We start from the raw sequence: 18,093 nt of genomic DNA on the forward strand, positions 1-18,093 counted from the left end.
GACCTCGGGGGAGTGTCATGCAGGAAACAATCGATCGTCAGGCCGAAGTGGTCACCGTGCCGGAATCGGCGAAGCAGGGCACGCATTGCACGCTGGCCGACTATCAGGCGATGTATCAACGCTCCATCGACGACAGCGACGGGTTCTGGGCCGATCAGGCATCGCGACTCGACTGGTTTCGCGCGCCCACCACGATTGCCGATTGGTCGTTCGATCCAGTCGATATCAAGTGGTTCACCGATGGCCAGCTGAACATCTGCCACAACGCGCTCGACCGCCATGTCGCGGCCGGCAAGGGCGATGTCACCGCGCTGATCTTCGAACCGGACAGCCCCGATACGCCGGTCCGCAAGATCACGTATGCCGAATTGTTGGCCGAAACGATCAAGATGGCGGGCACGCTGAAAAAGATGGGCGTGCAAAAGGGCGACCGGGTCACGATCTACATGCCGATGATTCCCGAAGGTGCGGTGGCGATGCTGGCCTGCGCGCGCATCGGCGCGGTGCATTCGGTCGTGTTCGGCGGATTCAGCCCCGACGCGATCGCGGGCCGGATCGAGGATTGCCTGTCCGACTGGGTGATCTGCGCCGACGAAGGCCTGCGCGGTTCGAAGCGCGTACCGCTGAAGAGCAACGTGGACGAGGCATTGAAGAAGGTTTCGGCCAGGGCCGTGCTGGTCGTGCGCCACACCGGCGGCGATGTCGCCATGACCGAGGGGCGCGATCACTGGTATCACGAACTGTCCGAAGGCGTTCCAGACACGTGCGAATGCGAAGTGATGAATGCGGAAGACCCGCTGTTTATCCTCTACACCTCCGGCTCCACCGGTAAGCCGAAGGGCGTGGTCCACACGATTGGCGGCTATTCGGTCTGGACCGAGACGACGTTCCGCTATGTGTTCGATTACCGTCCGGGCGAGGTGTACTGGTGCACCGCCGACATCGGCTGGGTCACGGGCCACAGCTACATCGTCTATGGTCCGCTGCAGAACGGCGCGACCGCGCTGATGTTCGAAGGCGTGCCGAACTATCCCGACCATGACCGGTTCTGGGCCGTGGTCGACAAGCACAAGGTCAATATCTTCTACACCGCGCCCACCGCGATCCGCGCCTTGATGCGCGAAGGCGACGCGCATGTGACCAAGCACGACCTGTCGAGCCTGCGCCTGCTGGGCAGCGTGGGCGAGCCGATCAACCCGGAGGCATGGCGCTGGTACCACGACACAGTTGGCAAGGGTGCGATGCCCATCGTTGATACGTGGTGGCAGACCGAGACCGGCGGTATCATGATCACCACCCTGCCGGGCGCGCACGACATGAAGCCGGGCAGCGCGGGCAAACCGTTCTTCGGCGTCTGCCCGCAGCTGGTCGACAACGACGGCGCGGTTCTGAACGGCGCGACCGAGGGCAATCTGTGCATTACCGCCAGCTGGCCCGGTCAGTCACGCACAGTTTATGGCGACCACGAGCGGTTCATCCAGACGTACTTCTCCAACTACAAGGGCAAGTATTTCACCGGCGATGGCTGTCGCCGCGATGCCGATGACTATTACTGGATCACCGGCCGCGTCGACGACGTTATCAACGTATCGGGCCACCGCATGGGCACGGCTGAGGTCGAATCGGCTCTGGTGCTGCACGAGATGGTGGCAGAGGCCGCGGTCGTCGGGTTCCCGCACGACATCAAGGGGCAGGGCATCTATTGCTACGTCACGCTGAATGCGGGGATTGAGGCGAACGACGATCTGGCCAAGACCCTGCGCCAGTGGGTGCGGACAGAGATCGGGCCGATCGCAACGCCCGATCACCTGCACTTTACGCCCGGCCTGCCCAAGACCCGTTCGGGCAAGATCATGCGCCGCATCCTGCGCAAGATTGCAGAGAACGACTTCGGTTCGCTGGGCGATACTTCGACGCTGGCCGATCCTTCGTTGGTTGACGGGCTTATCGAAGGGCGCCTGAATCGCTAAGGTCACCGCTAAAGCCTTATCCAAGGGTCGGTTTTTGGGGAAGGGAGTCCCCTTATGTCCGGACGTGTCGTTATTGCCGATGATCACCCGCTGCTGCGCGCGGCCATTCGCGGCTGTGTTGAACAGGCGTGGCCCGGCCGCGAAGTGGTGGAGGTGGCCGATGCCGCCTCTGCCCGCGCCGAGGCGGCGAAGGGCGGAGTAGAGCTGCTGACGCTCGACCTGCATATGGCGGACAGCAACGGATTGCAGACATTGATGGCGTTCCGTCAGGATTTTCCCGACATGCCCGTCGCCATCGTTTCGGCTAGCGAGGAGTCGCGGATTCGGCGCGGCGCGCAGGAACTGGGCGCCGCGGCATTCATCCCAAAAAGTGCACCGCTACCCGAAATGCGCGCGGCTCTGACCGCCGTGGCAGAGGGAGATGTCTGGTTTCCGAACGGTGTTGAGGACGAGGCCGAGGACGAAGGCAATATCGAGAAGCTGGCTCGGCTGACCCCGGCTCAGCGCCGCATCCTGACGCTGGTGTCCGAGGGTAAGCTCAACAAGCAGATCGCGCATGAGATGGATATATCGGAAGCGACGGTGAAGGCGCACATGACGGCAATTTTCCGGCGCCTGGGCGTCGTCAACCGGACTCAGGCGGTGCTGATTGCGAAGGAACTGGACGCCGCCGGATTGCCGCCTGCCGAGGTGTGACAAGCGGCGAACAGCCAGACTTATTCGTCGTGGACCGACTTTGAATTGAGCTGGATGTAGTTCTCGATCCCCATGCGGGCGATCAGGTCGAACTGCTTTTCAAGGTGGTCGACATGCTCTTCCTCGCTTTCGAGGATGCTCTCGAACAATTCGCGGCTGATGTAATCGCGCACGGTTTCGCAATGGGCGATCGCGTCGCGCAGCAGCGGAATGGCCTCTTCCTCCAGCGCGAGGTCGGCCCTCAGGATTTCCTCGACATTCTCGCCGATCTTCAGCTTGTGCAGCGCCTGAAAATTGGGAAGCCCGTCAAGGAACAGGATGCGGTCCGCCAGCTTATCGGCATGCTTCATCTCGTCGATGGATTCGTGCCGCTCGAACTCGGCCAGCTTGGCCACGCCCCAGTTGTCCAGCATGCGATAGTGCAGCCAGTATTGGTTGACGGCGGTCAGTTCGTTGGTGAGCGCCTTGTTCAGGTACTCGATGACTTTCGCGTCGCCCTTCATCGCAGGCCTCCTGTCGCTGGGATTGCACGCCCACCTAGGGGCACGCAGCGCGCCGGGGCAAGGAATTTCGAGTAGTTGCTAATGCCTTGCAGGACGCTGGGCAGCGGCGCTGGTAATCAGGCCGCGCAGCAGCGAAATTCGTCGAGGATTTCCTCAGCCTCGTCCAGACACTGGCGGCATTGCGGCTGGTGGCCCAGTTCGGCGTAGATGTGTTCGGCCGTGCCCGCGCAGACCGGCGCCAGAGCGCGGAAATCCTTTTCGCGGATCGCATTGCAGATGCACAGGTACATGCTCGAATCGGCCCTCTCGTTGCCTCTTCGCTCTTGTTAATGCGAATTGCTTGCAAAAGCAAACCCCGCAATATGTCGTCCTACCGTGCAACTAGTGCGGCCCGCCTGATGCCCATCCCGGCCAGCTTGCGCCACAGCCATTCCAGCGGCCCGATCCCGAACCGCGCCAACCATGGCCGTGACCAGCCGAGCATCAGCGTCCAGCCTAGCAGCACGAACAGTACGAGCGTCGCCTGCCCATATTCGTACGCGCCGAGGTTCAATCCCCATCCGTGGAAAATGAACGTCATCACGACGGTGGTGCCGAGATAGTTGCTGAACGCCATCCGCCCCGCCGCCGCAATCCGCGCGCCCGGCCCCGACCGCGCGATCGCCGCGCCGAACAGCGCGAGCAGAGCCAGATACCCCGCCACCATCGCCACGCGCCCCACGATGCCATAGCGATAGGGGAGCAATTCCGTGGTAATCGACGAGAACTGGACCGACGCGGCATAGGCCAGCATCGCGCCATACCACGCTACGCCAATCACCAGCCCGCAGCCAGCGGCCCACAACAGCGCCCGGCGCGACCAGCCGCCGGTAAAGAACCCGCTCTTGCCCAATCCCATGCCGCACAACATCAGCGGCAGCGCCTCCAGCACGGCAAAGGCCGCCATCCGCAAGGGCGCATCTGGCGTGACGGTCAGGCGGTAGCGGATCGCTTCCCAGAACCCCATCGCGTATTCAGCCATCTTCTCGGCAACGCGCGCCTGAATGGCGGCCTCGGTCTCGGCAGCAGCGGCGAGGTCGGAGGGGCTACCGACACCGCTCGCGCTAACCGCGCCAAGATGCATGCCCCATGCGCCTTCCAGTGCCCCGGCGACCGACAGATAGGCCAGCCCGCCAAGGCCGAGCACGAACAGGCTTCCCGCCCGCAAATCCTTGAAGAACAGCGCAATCATGCCCGCAATGGCATAAGTGAGCAGGATGTCCCCCCACCAGAACAGCGCGAAGTGCAGATACCCGAACACCGCCAGCCACAGCAGTCGCCGCACTTGCTCCACCACCCGCGAAACTTCTTCCCCGCGCGACAGGAACAGCACGAGGCTGACCCCGAACAGCGTCGCGAACATCGCGCGCATCTTGCCTTCGAAGACGATCCACGAAACGCCAAAGGCCACCCAGTCCGCAGATTGAGCCTGGCCGTGCCAATCCGGATTGGCCGTCGCGAGGCCCGGACCGGCGATCGTCGTCACGTTAATCGCCAGAATACCCAAGACCGCGAACCCGCGTGCCAGATCCAGCGTGGCGATTCGGCCTGTTCGTTCAGTCGCTTGCGGGGAAAGCGGGTCATCCGCCATCGGAAAAATCGCCTTTTTCTCGGGTTCGAAGGGCAGGCTTAACGCAAAATTAGGGTTGTCCCGCAAGAGTGGCGCACAGCATTTTAGTGTGACGCGAAGGGGATCATCGGTGCGCGTACTCGCATTGGCTTCACAGAAGGGTGGATCGGGGAAGACCACGCTGTCTGGCCACTTGGCCGTTCAGGCCCAGCGCGCCGGCGCGGGGCCGGTCGTACTTATCGACATCGACCCGCAGGGCTCGCTCGCCGACTGGTGGAACGAGCGTGAGGACGAATTTCCCGCATTTGCCCAGACCGCCGTCGCGCGTCTGGCGCAGGACCTCGTGACGCTGCGTGAACAGGGCTTCAAGATGGCGGTCATCGACACGCCGCCCGCGATCACCATGGCGATCCAGTCGGTCATCAGCGTGGCCGACCTTGTCGTTGTGCCGACGCGTCCTTCGCCCCACGATCTTCGCGCTGTCGGCGCCACCGTGGACATCTGCGCCCGCGCCAACAAGCCGCTGGTCTTCGTGGTGAACTCTGCGCTGTCGAAGGCGCGCATCACGTCAGAAGCCGCAGCCGCGCTGGCCCAGTACGGCACGGTCGCCCCGGTCGTGCTGCATCACCGCACCGACTTTGCCGCTTCGATGATCGACGGTCGCACCGTGATGGAGATCGATCCCTACGGCCGCTCCGCGCAAGAGATGGAGCAGCTCTGGGCCTATCTGGCAGAGCGTCTTGAAAAGAACTTCCGCCGCAACGTCTTTGCCGGTTCCAAGCAGGCCGGTGCCGGTGTCGGCACTCGCCCCAGCGGAGGCTTCGGCCGCCGCGCCACTGGCGCATAAGGAGGCTTGGCTGTGATGGCAGGTACATCGATCGGACCGGACACAGGCGGCTTGCTGGCCAAGAAGGGCGCGGCGCGTCCCGCCATGCGTCGCCAGTCCCAGATCCAGCAGACCGGCTTTGGCGGCAACGGCGGCGGCGGTGCCCTTTCGGGCTGGCTGACCGGCGCGGAAGACGACTGCGGCTGGAACGACATGGGCGAGGGTGCAAAGCCGAATTACGGCACGCGCAGCGCCATCGGCCTCACGGCCATGACCAATTCGCCCGAATCGCTCTATGTCAACGCATCGCCCGACGATGCCGACTGGGACGAAGCGGATAGTTACGACGACGATGCGGGCGACTGGAACGCACCGGCGGCATGGACCGCCCCGGTAACGCCAGCACCTGCAGCCAATCCGGTCGGCGCGATGCAGGAACGGCTTCAGGCCGCGACTGCCGCTCCCGCCGAAGCCTATGCCGAAGAACCGCTGGAACTTGAGGCGGCGGACGAGATCCCCGTCGGCCTGTTCGGCTCGATCCGCGCGGCTTGGGCTCGCTTCGTTTCTCTGATCGTGGGTCGCGGCCCGGTAACCGTGCTGCACCTCGACCCGGCGCTGCGCGAACAGCTTCGCAATGCCGCCTATCGGCAGGGTGTGGACGATGCGATCGTCGCGGAAAGGGCGATCGAACAATATCTTGGCGCGCTGGCGTCAAAAGGTGCTAACTCCGCGACATCTTCGTCGTGGTCCTAATCGAGAGCAAGGGATGCAACCGATGAGCAAGAACCTTTTCGCGAATCGCAAGGGCCTGGCGGCCATGATGCTTGCCGGTTCGATGATGGCGGGTGTCGTTGCCGTTCAGCCTGCGATGGCGGGTGACGGATCGGTGGCCAAGGCGGCCGAGGCGCTTCAGGAAAACGAACTGGGCAAGGCCGTGCGCTATGCCGAAGATGCGGTTGAGAGCGAGCCGCGCGATGCCGCGCGTCGTGCGCTGCTGGGCCGTACTTACCTGCGCGCCGGCCGCATCTATTCTGCGCGGTCTGCGCTGGCAGAAGCGGTGAGCCTTGGCGACAACAGCCCGCGCACCGCGCTGATGCTGGCGCTGGCCGAAATCGGTGCGGGCAATCCGCGCGCCGGTGTTTCGGCGCTGGCCATGCAGGGCAATGCGATCCCGGCGGCGGACCGCGGCCTTGCCTTTGCGCTGGCCGGTGAAACTGCGCGCGGCGTGGAAATCATTTCTGCCGATATCCGCATTGGCAACAACACGCCCAAGAATCGCCAGAACCTTGCCTATGCCTTCGCCCTTGACGGTCGCTGGCGCGAGGCGCGCCTGATGGCGGCGCAGGACGTTCCGGCCAACATGCTTGATCAGCGGATCACCGAATGGGCGACGACATCGCGCCCCGATCAGGTCGGGCAACGCGTTGCCGCGCTGGTCGGCACCGAACTGGCGGACGATCAGGGCATGCCGCGTGCACTGGCCCTGTCGAACTTCCCGGCTCCGGCCCCGGCGGCAAAGCCCGCCGCGCCGGTCCAGATGGCGAAGGCAGAGCCGGTCGCTCCGGCCCAAACCGCCTCGGTCAAGCCCGCTGTTGTCGCGGCGCCTGAAAAGCCTGCTGCCAAGCCCGTCGTCGTTGCCGCGCTGGCCGAACCTGCCCCGGTAAAGACCGCCGCAGTTCCGGCATCGAACGCTGCGCCCCAGACGATGCAGATGGCGGTGATCCAGCCGACCCCTGCGAAAAAGGCAGAGGCCAAGGCCACGCCGGTCAAGGCCGCTGCGGTTACGACTTCGGCCAAGCCCGTCCCGGTCAAGAAGGCGGCCCCGGCGCTGCCGACGCCAGGCGCTGCGGGCACGCACATCGCCCAGCTCGGCTCATACGGATCGGAATCGCAGGCGCAGGCCGGTTGGAAGGTGTTCCAGTCGCGCTATGCCAACCTGAAGGGGCAGAGCCCGGTCATCACCAAGGCCAATGTCGATGGCAAGGATTACTGGCGCGTCGCCGCCGGTGGTTTTGACGCCAAGGGTGCGAACGCAATGTGCGCGGCGGTGAAGGCCGGTGGCCACGGCTGTCTCCCCATCGCCAAGAGCACGGCAAAGGCCGATGCCAAGGTCCGCGTCGCCAAGGCCGACTGACGAAACAAACGCTCCGTCGCAGCGGAGGGGGTAGAGGGGCGGTGCCGCAGGGCGCCGCCCCTTCTCGTTACGAGGGCGGGGTATAGCTGCCTTCGGGCAGGCGGATCATGCCTTCCTGCGAAGCCGTGGCGAACAGGCGACCGTCGCGGGTGAAGAAATACCCCTGCGTTAGCCCACGCCCGCCGCCCAGAAACGGCGAATCGGTGACGAAGGCGAACCATTCGTCGACCCGAGCATCGCTGTGAAACCAGAGCGCATGGTCCAGGCTGGCAATCCGCGCCTCGTGAAACGCCATTTGCAACCCGCGCCGCAGTAGAGCCGTGCCGAGCAGGCCGTAGTCGCTGAGATACGTGAGCGCCAAGCGGTGCAGCGCCATGTCATCGCCAAGTGTGGCAACGAGCCGGAACCAGTAAACGCTTGGCGTCGCCGGATCGACCTGTTTGCGCCACTGCGCTTCGCTTGCCCGCATTTCGAACGCGCGGTGGCGCAACAGCGCGGGCACCGGGCGGTCCCTATCGATCGCCTGATAGCGCTCTGGCACGTCCAGTTCGTCGATCAGTTCTTCCGGTCCGGGCACGTCGGGCATTTTGATCGGCCAGTGCGGCGCGGCGGACTTGCGCTGAAACGACGCGGTCAGATTCAGGATCGGGGTGCCGTTCTGCGAGGCGATGACGCGGCGGTTGGAAAAACTGCCGCCGTCGAAGTCGCGCTCTACCCGCAGCTCGATCGGAAATTCCTCGTTCCCGCCGCGCAGGAAATAGGCGTGAAGCGAGTGCGGATTGCGCCCATCGTCCACAGTCGCCTGCGCCGCCGCCAACGCCTGCGCCACGACCTGCCCGCCGAAGATGCGGCCATTACCGTCGGGCATGCGCGATGCGATGAAGATGTCATGGGCAACGGGATCGACCCGGAGCAGGCGGCTGAGGATGTCTACGCGGTCCCGATCGGACCCTTCGACAAGGGAGCGGCGCGATTCAGTCATGCACCGGCCATGCAGCCCGATCCCGTCCGCGTCAATTCCGCTACGGCCCGCATAGCAAAAGGCCCCGCCCGGCGGTGCGGGCAGGGCCTTTCCCCCCATGCTCGTGAAACCTCAGCCTGCGGCGAGAGCCGCCAGCAGCAGAAGCGCCACGATGTTGGTGATCTTGATCATCGGGTTCACGGCCGGACCCGCTGTATCCTTATACGGATCGCCCACGGTATCGCCCGTTACCGCGGCGTGGTGGGCGTCAGAGCCCTTGCCGCCGTGGTTGCCGTCTTCGATGTACTTCTTGGCGTTGTCCCACGCACCGCCACCGGCGGTCATGGAAAGCGCGACGAACAGCCCGCCGACGATCACGCCAAGCAGCAGCGCGCCCAGCGCCGCAAAGCCGTTCTGCTGCCCGGCAATCAGGGTGATCACGAAGTACACCACGATCGGCGCCAGCACCGGCAGCAGCGACGGGATGATCATTTCCTTGATGGCGGCCTTGGTCACAAGGTCGACCGTGCGGGCATAGTCCGGCTTGCTTGTGCCGGCCATGATGCCCGGATCCTTGGCGAACTGATCGCGCACGTCTTTCACCACGTCGCCCGCCGCGCGGCCCACCGCCGTCATGCCCATCGACCCGAACAGGTAGGGTAGCAACGCGCCGAGCAGCAGCCCTACGATGACGTATGGATTTTCAAGACTGAAATCGACGTCGAGTTTGGGGAAGAAGTGGGCAAGGTCGGTCGTATAGGCGGCGAACAGGACCAGCGCGGCAAGGCCCGCCGATCCGATCGCGTAACCCTTCGTCACCGCCTTGGTCGTATTGCCCACGGCGTCCAATGCATCGGTCTTTTCACGCACCGATGCGTCCATGTCGGCCATTTCGGCAATGCCGCCCGCGTTGTCCGTCACCGGACCGTACGCATCGAGGGCCACGACCATACCGGCCAACGCCAGCATCGCGGTCGCGCCATAGGCGATGCCGATCAGGCCAGCCAACTGGTACGCGATGATGATGCCTGCCACGATGACCAGGGTGGGAAGCGCGGTCGCCTCCATGCTGATGGCAAGGCCCTGGATCACGTTGGTGCCGTGGCCGGTTTCCGACGACTTGGCGATAGACTTTACCGGTCGGAAGTTCGTGCCGGTGTAGTACTCTGTGATCCAGATGATCAGGCCGGTGATGGCAAGGCCCAGCAGCGAGCAATAGAACAGGTCCATGCCGGTAAAGCCGCCGACTTGCGTCGAGGTACCTTCTTCCGACAGGGGCATGCCCGGATCGACGTTCTCGACCATACCGCCGATGGGTGCGTTCATGTCGCCCAGCGCGAGCTGCGTGACGAAGTAGATCGCCGGGATCGACAGGATCGCGGTGACGAGGAAGCCCTTGTACATCGCGCCCATGATCGACTGCTTCGCGCCGAGACGGACGAAGTAGGTGCCGATGATCGAGGTAACGACGCAAGCCCCGCCGATCAGCAGCGGTAGGGCCATCAGGCCTTCCAGTTGCGGCACTTGCGACAGCAGCAGCGCGGTCAGCACCATCGTGGCACCGACGGTCACGACGTAAGTCTCGAACAAGTCGGCGGCCATGCCTGCGCAGTCGCCGACGTTGTCGCCCACATTGTCCGCGATCACGGCGGGGTTGCGCGGATCGTCCTCGGGGATACCGGCCTCGACCTTGCCGACAAGGTCGGCGCCGACATCGGCAGCCTTGGTAAAGATCCCGCCGCCCAGACGCGCGAAGATCGAGATCAGCGAGGCGCCGAAGGCCAGCGCGATGAGTGCGTCAACCACCGTGCGGTTCTCACCGCCCACTTCGTACCCGGCGATTGCCGTCAGGTAGTAGTAGAACACCGCAATCGCCAGCAGGGCGAGACCCGCCACCAGCATGCCGGTAATCGCGCCTGCGCGGAAAGCCAGCGTCAGGCCCTCCTGCAAACCCGTCTGCGCCGCAGCTGCCGTCCTTACATTGGCGCGGACCGAGATGTTCATCCCGATAAAGCCCGCGACGCCCGAAAGGATCGCGCCGATGGCAAAGCCGACTGCGCTGATCGGGCCAAGGAAGACCGCGACCAGAATGGCGACGATGACGCCGACGATGGCGATGGTGGTATATTGCCGCTTCAAGTAGGCCTGAGCCCCTTCCTGAACAGCGGCGGCGATTTCCTGCATTCTTTCGCTGCCCGCGGCAGCGCCCAGAACCTGGCGACTGGTGACGAAACCGTACACGACGGCAAGCAGCCCCAGCACGATGGCGATCGTAACTAGATCCACGTTGGAATCCCCTCCTATGTCTCGCACCCCTATTTTCCGGGATGTCGTGGCGGGGAAGCTACACGGTATCGGGCGCGGCGCAAGCGCGCTGTGCACAGGGTGGAATTCAGGGTTGACGGTGCAGGTAGCCGAGCTTGTCAGGACTGTCTGGCGGGGTACCGTCGATCAGCAGTGGGCGATCGCTCCCGGCCATTACCGTGCCGATGCGGGTCGCCGCGACCGGCGGAGTCGACCCTTCGGACAGGGTGAACAGCAGGTTGTAATCGTCGCCCCAGCGCATCGCCTCGTCACGGCGGTCGGCAAGGGCGGGCACGACGGGTACGGCGCTGCTGTCGATGGCGATGGTCGTGCCGCTGGCCTGCGCCATGCGGGTCGCGTCGAGCAGCAACCCGTCCGATACGTCCATCATCGCGCCGACATGCTTCGCCAGTGCCTCACCCGCCGCGACATGCGGTTCGGGGCGGCGGAACGGAGCGGTCAGGGCTTCATCGGTGCTGCCCGCTCGCAGGGCCTCGAACCCGGCAAGCGCCCCGCCCACAGTGCCGGTGATCCACAGCGCTTGTCCCGGCTTCGCGTCGGCGCGGGAAGGAGAGGGCACGACCTGTGGCTGACCGATAGCGGTGATCCCGATGGAGCGGGCCGACCCTTGCGGCGTGCTCACCGTGTCGCCGCCCAGCAAGGCCACGCCGAACCGAACCACCGCCTCGTCCAGTCCCTCGACAAACCGCGCATTCCACGCGGCATCGCCCAGCATATAGCCCATGACCAGCGCCAGCGGCTGCGCGCCTTTGGCGGCAAGATCCGACAGGTTCGCCGCCACCAGTTTCCACGCCACGTCGGCGGGGTCCTGTCGGGGCAGCCAATGCACGCCCTCCACCATCATGTCGTGAGTGATGACCAGCGTCGATGCGCTGACGCTCAGTTCCGCCGCATCGTCGGTCAGACCGCGTGCGCCGGGATCGCGGGCAATGGCGCGCAGGGCGGCGATAAAGCCTTCCTCCGCGCTTTGGCCCGTCATTCGGGGGTTTGCGCCTTCGGGTCTCGTCCCGCCTTCGAAATCGCGTCGAGCAGCCCGTTCACGAACTTCGCCTCGCGCGCCTCGAAAAAGGCGTGGGCGACGTCGACATATTCGCTGATCGCCGCGTTCTTGGGCACATCGACCCGTGCCAGCAGTTCGTACGTGCCGCAACGCAGGATCTGCAGCATCGTGCGGTCCAGCCGCGACAGCGACCACCCCTCGGCCAGCTTGTTCGCGATCAGCGTGTCGATTTCCTCACGCCGGGCATCGACGCCCGACACGATGTCGTCGAAAAATGCGACCTCGGCCTCTGCATATTGCGCGTCCTCGATCTCTCGACCGAGGCGATGCTGGTGGAATTCATCGAGCAGGCGCGCCAGCGGCGTCTTTTCCATGTCCATCTGGTAAAGCGCCTGCACCGCGGCAAGGCGGGCGGCGGAGCGGGATTGGGATCGTGCGGTCATTGCGGCGCCGTCATGCGGGGCGTGCCCAAGTAGTCGCGCTTTCCGATGGCAATACCCTGTGCGCGGACCAGGTCATAGGCGGTCGTCGCGTGAAAATAGAAGTTGGGCTGAGAGAACGAGAGCAGAAAGTCCTCCGCCTTGAACGGCATGACGAAGTCCTTGAAGCGGAACTCTGCGGGCGCACCGACGAAGCTCTCCATCTCTTCGACAGTCACCGCTTCAAGCTTTTGGCGCGCATCGTCGAGCACCTGCTTCAGGCCGTCGGCATCACGCGGCGCTTCGCTGAGATCAGGTGAGAACGTACCGGCCCGCACGCCTTCGATCGCGCCGATCGAATGGACACGCATCGATTTCACCTGATAGCAGAAATCGAACATGTCGGGCGCAAGGCGCGCATCGGCGACGCTGCTGAAATCCTTGCCCTGTTCGGCGCATGCCGCTGCGGCTTTGTCGATCAGGGTGCCGGTTGCCGCAATCAGTTGCAGGCAGCTGGGCACGAAAGCGGCGTGGAGCGAAATCGGCATGGAGTTAATCCTCTCTACGGCGGTTGAGCCGTACGGCGACCGAGCGGGCATGGGCGGGCAGCCCCTCTGCCTCTGCCAGCGCGACGGCGGCGGGGCCGATGGCGGTCAGCGCATCGGCATCCAGCTCTATAAAGCTGGTGCGTTTCATGAAATCGAGCACCGACAAGCCGCTGGCAAACCGCGCGCGGCGCCCGGTGGGCAGGACGTGGTTCGGTCCCGCAACGTAATCGCCCACCGCCTCTGGAGCGTGGCGTCCGATGAAGACCGACCCGGCATGGCGGATCGATTCCAGTAGCGGTTCGGGGTTCGCGACGGCCAGTTCTACGTGTTCAGCCGCCAGAGCATTGGCCAGCGCAGGCACCTCGTCCAGCGAGCCGACTTCGATGATCAACCCGTGGTCCTTCCACGATTGTTCCGCCACCTTGCGCGTGGCAAGCGTTGCCAGTTCCACCCCGACGCGATCGGCGACAAGGTCGGCGAATTCGGGATCGTCCGTGATAAGGATCGATTGCGCATCGGGGTCGTGCTCTGCCTGAGACAGCAAGTCGGCGGCAATGAATCCGGCGTCATTGTCCTTGTCGGCGATAACCAGAATTTCGCTCGGCCCCGCGACCATGTCGATCCCGACGGTGCCGTAAAGCTGGCGCTTGGCTTCGGCCACCCAGGCATTGCCGGGGCCGGTGATGACATCGACCGGCGCGATGCGGTCGGTGCCATAGGCAAGGGCGGCAACGGCCTGCGCGCCGCCAATGCGCCAGATTTCGTCCACGCCCGCGATATGCGCGGCGGCAAGGACCAGCGGATTGGTATCGCCGCGCGGCGTGGGCGTAACGACGGCCAGCCGCTCTACACCTGCGACCTTGGCGGGAATCGCGTTCATCAGCAGCGATGACGGATAGGCCGCGCGTCCGCCCGGCACGTAAAGCCCGGCGGCATCGACCGGCCGCCAGATCGCGCCCAGACGCACGCCCTGTTCGTCGCGATAGTCGCGGCGTTCGGGCAGCTGCGCCTGATGGTATCTGCGCACGCGCTCTGCTGCCAATTCCAGCGCATCGCGCAGCACGCCGTCGAGTGCGTGGTAGGCGGCTTCGCACGTTTCCGCCCCGATGCGCCAGTCGGCATCGTCGGCCAGTTTCCAGTGATCGAACCGCTCGGTATAGTCGGCGATGGCCTCGTCGCCCTCTGCCTTCACGCGTTCGAGGATGCGGCGCACATCGCGGCTGACATCGTCGTCCGCCTCGCGCCGGTCGGCGACCACGCGGGCGAAGGCCTTGGCAAAGCCCGGGTCGGAGGAGACCAGCCGCTTCATCAGGCCGCCTTGGCTTCGGCGGCGAGCGCGCGGAACTGTTCGATCAGATTGCCCAGCCGTTCCGGATCGGTCTTCAGCGCGGCACGGTTGACGATCAGGCGCGCCGATACCGGCAGCAACTTGGCGGTTTCGACAAGCCCGTTCTCGCGCAGCGTCGTGCCGGTGGAAACCAGATCGACGATCCGCGTGGCGAGGCCCAGCGAAGGGGCCAGTTCCATCGCGCCGTTCAGCTTCACACACTCGGCCTGAATACCGCGCGCCTCAAACCAGCGGCGGGTGAGGTTCGGGTACTTCGTCGCGACGCGCAGGTGGCTGGCTTTATCCTCGTTCTCTGCAGCATCCTTCGGCTCTGCGATGGATAGGCGGCAGTGCCCGATGTCCAGATCGACCGGCGCATAGAGATCGGGGTAGTCGAATTCCTCGATCACGTCGGACCCGACGATCCCGGCCTGCGCCGCGCCGTGCGCGACGAAAGTGGCGACGTCGAAGGCGCGCACGCGGATCACGCGGGTCTGCCCGTCCTCACAATCGAACGAAAGCGAGCGGTTCTTCTTGTCGTGGAAACCGGCATCCGGAACGATGCCGGCGCGCGCCATCAGGGGCAGCGCCTCTTCCAGGATGCGGCCCTTGGGCACGGCGAAGGTTAGCTTGGCGGTCATGACAGGCGGGCAGATAGGCCGCACCGGCCCGCAAGGCTAGGCCAAATGTTGACGGCCAAGGAATCAGGGGTAGCTGACCGTTTTGGGCTTTTCGGGGATCGGAATGAACTCCTCCTCGTCGCCGGGAACCACCGGAAAGCGGCCTTCGCGCCAGTCTTCCTTGGCCTGTTCGATACGCTCCATGCGGCTGGACACGAAGTTCCACCACACCCGGCGCGGCCCCATCGTCTCTCCGCCAAGCAGCATGACCCGCCCGCCATTGGCGCTGGTCAGGGTCGCGGCGCGGCCCGGTTTCAGGACATGCAGTGCGTATAGCTCCAGCGGCTCGCCATCGGCGCTCGCCTCGCCCGCGATCAGCATGACCGCGCGTTCGTCGGCATCGGCATCCATGGGCACCGAACCGCCCGCAGCCAGCGCGACATCGGCATAGATCGTCTCTGCATGGCAGGTCGTCGGGGCGGTCTTGCCCCACAGAGTGCCCATGATGACCCGCGCCTCTGCCCCGTTATCGGTCAAAACCGGCAAGTCCTGAGCCGCGACGCTCTCGAACGCGGGGTCGGTCTCTTCCAGCCGTTCGGGCAGGGCGAGCCATGTCTGCATCCCGAACAGGTCGAAGCCAGTCTCACGCTCCCGCTGCGGCGTGCGTTCGGAATGGACGATCCCGCTGCCTGCCGTCATCAGGTTCACCGCACCGGGCCGGATCGTCGCGAAGGTGCCCAGGGAATCGCGGTGATCGATCGCGCCCTCGACCAGATAAGTCACTGTCGCCAGACCGATATGCGGGTGCGGGCGCACGTCCATCGCCGATCCCGCATCCAGCCGCGCCGGGCCGAACTCGTCAACGAATACGAAAGGGCCGACCATGCGGCATTGCGCGCTGGGCACCGCGCGTCGGACGGCAAATCCGCCAAGGTCGTGGCTGACCGGGACGACGGTGGTGGTGAAGGGGGTTTCTTGGGTCATGGCAAACTCGCTTCCTCCAGACCGGATGTTTCGGACGGGATTTGGTTCCGATTCCGACCTTACTCTGCGCGATCCACGGGAAAATCCCTAGTGGCAACTTCTGCGGACTTACACGCGGCAAGCGACAGGACTGCGTCACGCCTTAACCATACAGAGGACGCTGCCGCCGACGACGAATGCCGGGGCTGCGACGCGTAGACATGAACGCTTTCAGCACGATTATCGCGGATCCGGCCATTGCCGCCGATCCCGTTTGCCATCGGCAGCGGCGGGCCGGACTGGGTCAGGGTGAACGCCTGATCGTGCAAGGCGGCATGGCGCTGATCGACGCGGTGTTCGTTTATGCTGCGGCGGTGATCGCCTGTGGGTTGCATGGCATTCCCTTGGATCACCGGACAATGGATTTTGCGGTGCTCTTGCCGCCGCTCTGCGTGGTGCTGGCGCTGTTCACCGGGGCCTATGACCGCTCGATCCTGTTGCGGCCGGTCGTTTCGGCGGCGCGGGGCGGGCGGGCTTTGCTCTATGCGGCGGCCACGATCATGCTGGTGCTGTTCGTCATCAAGGAAAGCGACGAAGTGTCGCGCATCGCCTCGCTGCTCTGGGTGATCCTTGCGCTGGCGGCGATCGCCGCGGCGCGGATGTTTCTGGCAATGCAGGTGCGTTCCGCAACGCGGGGGCAAGTCGAGCGCATTCTGGTGATCGAGGATGGTCGCCCCAGCCGCGACATCGCGTGGGCGCGCCATGCCGATGCGATGCACATGGGGATCGTACCCGATGGCGATAGCCCGGACATGCTGGACCGGATCGGTACGCTGGTCCACCGGATGGACCGGGTGATCGTTTGTTGCCAGCCGGACCGGCGCACCGCGTGGGCACGCGTCTTGAAGGGCTTCGACGTTCAGGCAGAGATCGTCGACGAGACGGTCGATCGGCTGGGCGTTATCGGTGCCGGTCGCGCCGGGGCGCATGGCACGCTGATCGTCGCGGCGCATCCGCTGGCGCTGTATAATCAGGTTTTGAAGCGCGGGTTCGACATTGCCTTTGCAGCTGCGGCGTTGATCGCGGCGCTGCCGATCTTCGCCGTGGTCGCACTAGCCATCGTGGTCGAGGATCGCGGCCCGGTGTTCTTTCGCCAAAACCGCGTAGGGCAAGGGAACCGCAGCTTTCGGATGCTCAAGTTCCGCTCCATGCGCCTGGCCCAGTGCGATGATGCCGCGAACCGCCTGACCCAGCGTGGCGATCCGCGCGTCACGCGCGTGGGGCGGTTTATCCGCGCGACCTCAATCGACGAACTGCCCCAACTGGTTAACGTCCTGCTGGGCCAGATGAGCATCGTTGGCCCGCGCCCCCACGCGGCCATGGCGAAGGCGGGGGACAAGCTCTACTGGCAAGTCGACCGGCGATACTGGGAACGCCACGCATTAAAGCCGGGGCTGACAGGGCTGGCGCAAGTGCGCGGCCATCGTGGTGCGACCGATCATGAGGATCACTTGCGCAATCGGCTTCAGGCGGATCTGGAGTATCTGAACGGCTGGTCGATCTGGCGCGATCTCCGCATCGTCGCGGCGACAGCCAAAGTGCTGGTCCACCCGCAGGCGTTCTGACCTAGTCTTTCGGCGGAAGGATGCGCGCGGGATTGCCGATGGCGCGTCCGCCTTTCGGCACATCGTCCAGCACCAGCGCGTTGGCGGCGACGGTCGCATTGTTGCCAATCGCTATCGGCCCGACGACCACCGCACCCGCCCCAATGGTGACGCCATCGCCAATCGTCGGCGTGCGCGTATCGCCGGATGCGCGGCGGCCCAGCGTTACGTTCTGCAGGATCATGACATTGCGTCCGATCGCAATGTCCGACCCGATCACGATTCCAAACGGATGCGGCACATAGAACCCGCCGCCGATTTTCGCCGAAATCGCGACTTCGCTCGAATAGCTCATTTCCAGCATGAACAGCCCAATCCGCGCCATCGGACGGCCAATGATCGGCACTTTGCAAACGGCGCGCACCAGCCGATGGCCCAGCACGAAATTGAACCCCGGCATCAACGCCAGATGCCGCAGCCAAAAGCCCCAACCGGGATGCTTGCCTATTCTCTGCGCATAGGCGGCGACATCGGCGGCGATCAGGGCGCGCAGGCCGCCGCTCGTAACTGGCTCGCAATCCGCCAACC

General features: G+C 64.7%; 18 protein-coding genes. 6 read left to right on the forward strand and 12 right to left on the reverse strand.

What is annotated here, in order from left to right:
• Positions 1–17: 17 nt before the first annotated feature.
• Both acs and AB433_RS03255 read left to right on the forward strand, forming a co-directional pair.
• Positions 18–1,970, forward strand: coding sequence for an acetate--CoA ligase (acs, locus tag AB433_RS03250; RefSeq protein WP_047819898.1), 1,953 nt, complete (start codon positions 18–20; stop codon positions 1,968–1,970).
• A 54-nt stretch (positions 1,971–2,024) separates the two neighbouring features.
• Positions 2,025–2,666 carry a response regulator gene (locus AB433_RS03255; RefSeq protein WP_047819899.1) on the forward strand — a complete coding sequence of 214 codons (642 nt, stop codon included), beginning with the start codon at positions 2,025–2,027 and terminating at the stop codon, positions 2,664–2,666.
• Between the two features lie 20 nt (positions 2,667–2,686).
• On the opposite strand, the gene bfr is transcribed toward AB433_RS03255, so the two are convergent.
• The 3 genes from bfr to AB433_RS03270 all read right to left on the reverse strand — a co-directional run bounded on the left by bfr (position 2,687) and on the right by AB433_RS03270 (position 4,799).
• Positions 2,687–3,169: a bacterioferritin gene (bfr, locus tag AB433_RS03260; protein WP_047819900.1), complete on the reverse strand. Its 483-nt coding sequence runs from the start codon at positions 3,167–3,169 to the stop codon at positions 2,687–2,689.
• Between the two features lie 116 nt (positions 3,170–3,285).
• The gene (locus tag AB433_RS03265) at positions 3,286–3,459 is read right to left on the reverse strand and encodes a (2Fe-2S)-binding protein (RefSeq protein WP_047819901.1); all 174 of its coding nucleotides are present in this window, start codon (positions 3,457–3,459) and stop codon (positions 3,286–3,288) included.
• An 80-nt stretch (positions 3,460–3,539) separates the two neighbouring features.
• Positions 3,540–4,799, reverse strand: a complete 1,260-nt coding sequence (locus AB433_RS03270; protein ID WP_047823216.1) for a DUF418 domain-containing protein — start codon at positions 4,797–4,799, stop codon at positions 3,540–3,542.
• Positions 4,800–4,908: 109 nt separating this feature from the next.
• Between AB433_RS03270 and AB433_RS03275 the strand changes: the two genes are divergently transcribed.
• Genes AB433_RS03275 through AB433_RS03285 form a run of 3 tightly spaced genes read left to right on the forward strand, consistent with a single transcriptional unit; the run spans position 4,909 to position 7,738 of the window.
• Complete coding sequence (locus AB433_RS03275) at positions 4,909–5,625, forward strand: ParA family protein (protein WP_047819902.1); 717 nt, start codon at positions 4,909–4,911, stop codon at positions 5,623–5,625.
• A 15-nt stretch (positions 5,626–5,640) separates the two neighbouring features.
• Positions 5,641–6,357, forward strand: a complete 717-nt coding sequence (locus AB433_RS20920; protein ID WP_047819903.1) for a hypothetical protein — start codon at positions 5,641–5,643, stop codon at positions 6,355–6,357.
• A gap of 22 nt (positions 6,358–6,379) precedes the next feature.
• Positions 6,380–7,738 carry an SPOR domain-containing protein gene (locus AB433_RS03285; RefSeq protein WP_156170656.1) on the forward strand — a complete coding sequence of 453 codons (1,359 nt, stop codon included), beginning with the start codon at positions 6,380–6,382 and terminating at the stop codon, positions 7,736–7,738.
• A 67-nt stretch (positions 7,739–7,805) separates the two neighbouring features.
• Here the strand turns inward: AB433_RS03285 and AB433_RS03290 are convergent, their stop codons facing one another.
• From AB433_RS03290 to AB433_RS03325, 8 genes are all read right to left on the reverse strand, one after another.
• On the reverse strand, positions 7,806–8,720 hold the full coding sequence (locus tag AB433_RS03290; protein WP_047819905.1) for an acyl-CoA thioesterase: 915 nt from the start codon (positions 8,718–8,720) through the stop codon (positions 7,806–7,808).
• Between the two features lie 111 nt (positions 8,721–8,831).
• Positions 8,832–10,985, reverse strand: coding sequence for a sodium-translocating pyrophosphatase (locus tag AB433_RS03295; protein ID WP_047819906.1), 2,154 nt, complete (start codon positions 10,983–10,985; stop codon positions 8,832–8,834).
• A gap of 106 nt (positions 10,986–11,091) precedes the next feature.
• The gene (thiL, locus tag AB433_RS03300) at positions 11,092–12,003 is read right to left on the reverse strand and encodes a thiamine-phosphate kinase (RefSeq protein WP_047819907.1); all 912 of its coding nucleotides are present in this window, start codon (positions 12,001–12,003) and stop codon (positions 11,092–11,094) included.
• A complete protein-coding gene (gene nusB, locus AB433_RS03305; RefSeq protein WP_047819908.1) occupies positions 12,000–12,467 on the reverse strand; it encodes a transcription antitermination factor NusB in 468 nt (155 codons plus the stop codon). Before nusB ends, thiL begins: the two co-directional genes overlap by 4 nt.
• Entirely contained in the window at positions 12,464–12,991 is a 528-nt protein-coding gene (locus AB433_RS03310; protein ID WP_047819909.1) for a DUF1993 domain-containing protein, read from the reverse strand. The genes nusB and AB433_RS03310 overlap by 4 nt, the downstream gene beginning before the upstream one ends.
• A 4-nt stretch (positions 12,992–12,995) precedes the next feature.
• Positions 12,996–14,300: a histidinol dehydrogenase gene (gene hisD, locus AB433_RS03315; protein WP_047819910.1), complete on the reverse strand. Its 1,305-nt coding sequence runs from the start codon at positions 14,298–14,300 to the stop codon at positions 12,996–12,998.
• On the reverse strand, positions 14,300–14,959 hold the full coding sequence (hisG, locus tag AB433_RS03320) for an ATP phosphoribosyltransferase (protein WP_047819911.1): 660 nt from the start codon (positions 14,957–14,959) through the stop codon (positions 14,300–14,302). Before hisG ends, hisD begins: the two co-directional genes overlap by 1 nt.
• 63 nt (positions 14,960–15,022) lie before the next feature.
• Entirely contained in the window at positions 15,023–15,922 is a 900-nt protein-coding gene (locus AB433_RS03325) for a pirin family protein (RefSeq protein ID WP_047819912.1), read from the reverse strand.
• A gap of 200 nt (positions 15,923–16,122) precedes the next feature.
• On the opposite strand from AB433_RS03325, the gene AB433_RS03330 reads away from it, so the two are divergent.
• Positions 16,123–17,526, forward strand: a complete 1,404-nt coding sequence (locus AB433_RS03330) for an exopolysaccharide biosynthesis polyprenyl glycosylphosphotransferase (RefSeq protein WP_053058959.1) — start codon at positions 16,123–16,125, stop codon at positions 17,524–17,526.
• A 1-nt stretch (position 17,527) separates the two neighbouring features.
• On the opposite strand, the gene AB433_RS03335 is transcribed toward AB433_RS03330, so the two are convergent.
• Positions 17,528–18,091, reverse strand: a complete 564-nt coding sequence (locus tag AB433_RS03335) for a serine O-acetyltransferase (protein WP_053058960.1) — start codon at positions 18,089–18,091, stop codon at positions 17,528–17,530.
• Between the last annotated feature and the right edge of the window lie 2 nt (positions 18,092–18,093).

The organism is Croceicoccus naphthovorans, assembly GCF_001028705.1.
GTDB classification, from domain to species: Bacteria; Pseudomonadota; Alphaproteobacteria; order Sphingomonadales; family Sphingomonadaceae; genus Croceicoccus; species Croceicoccus naphthovorans.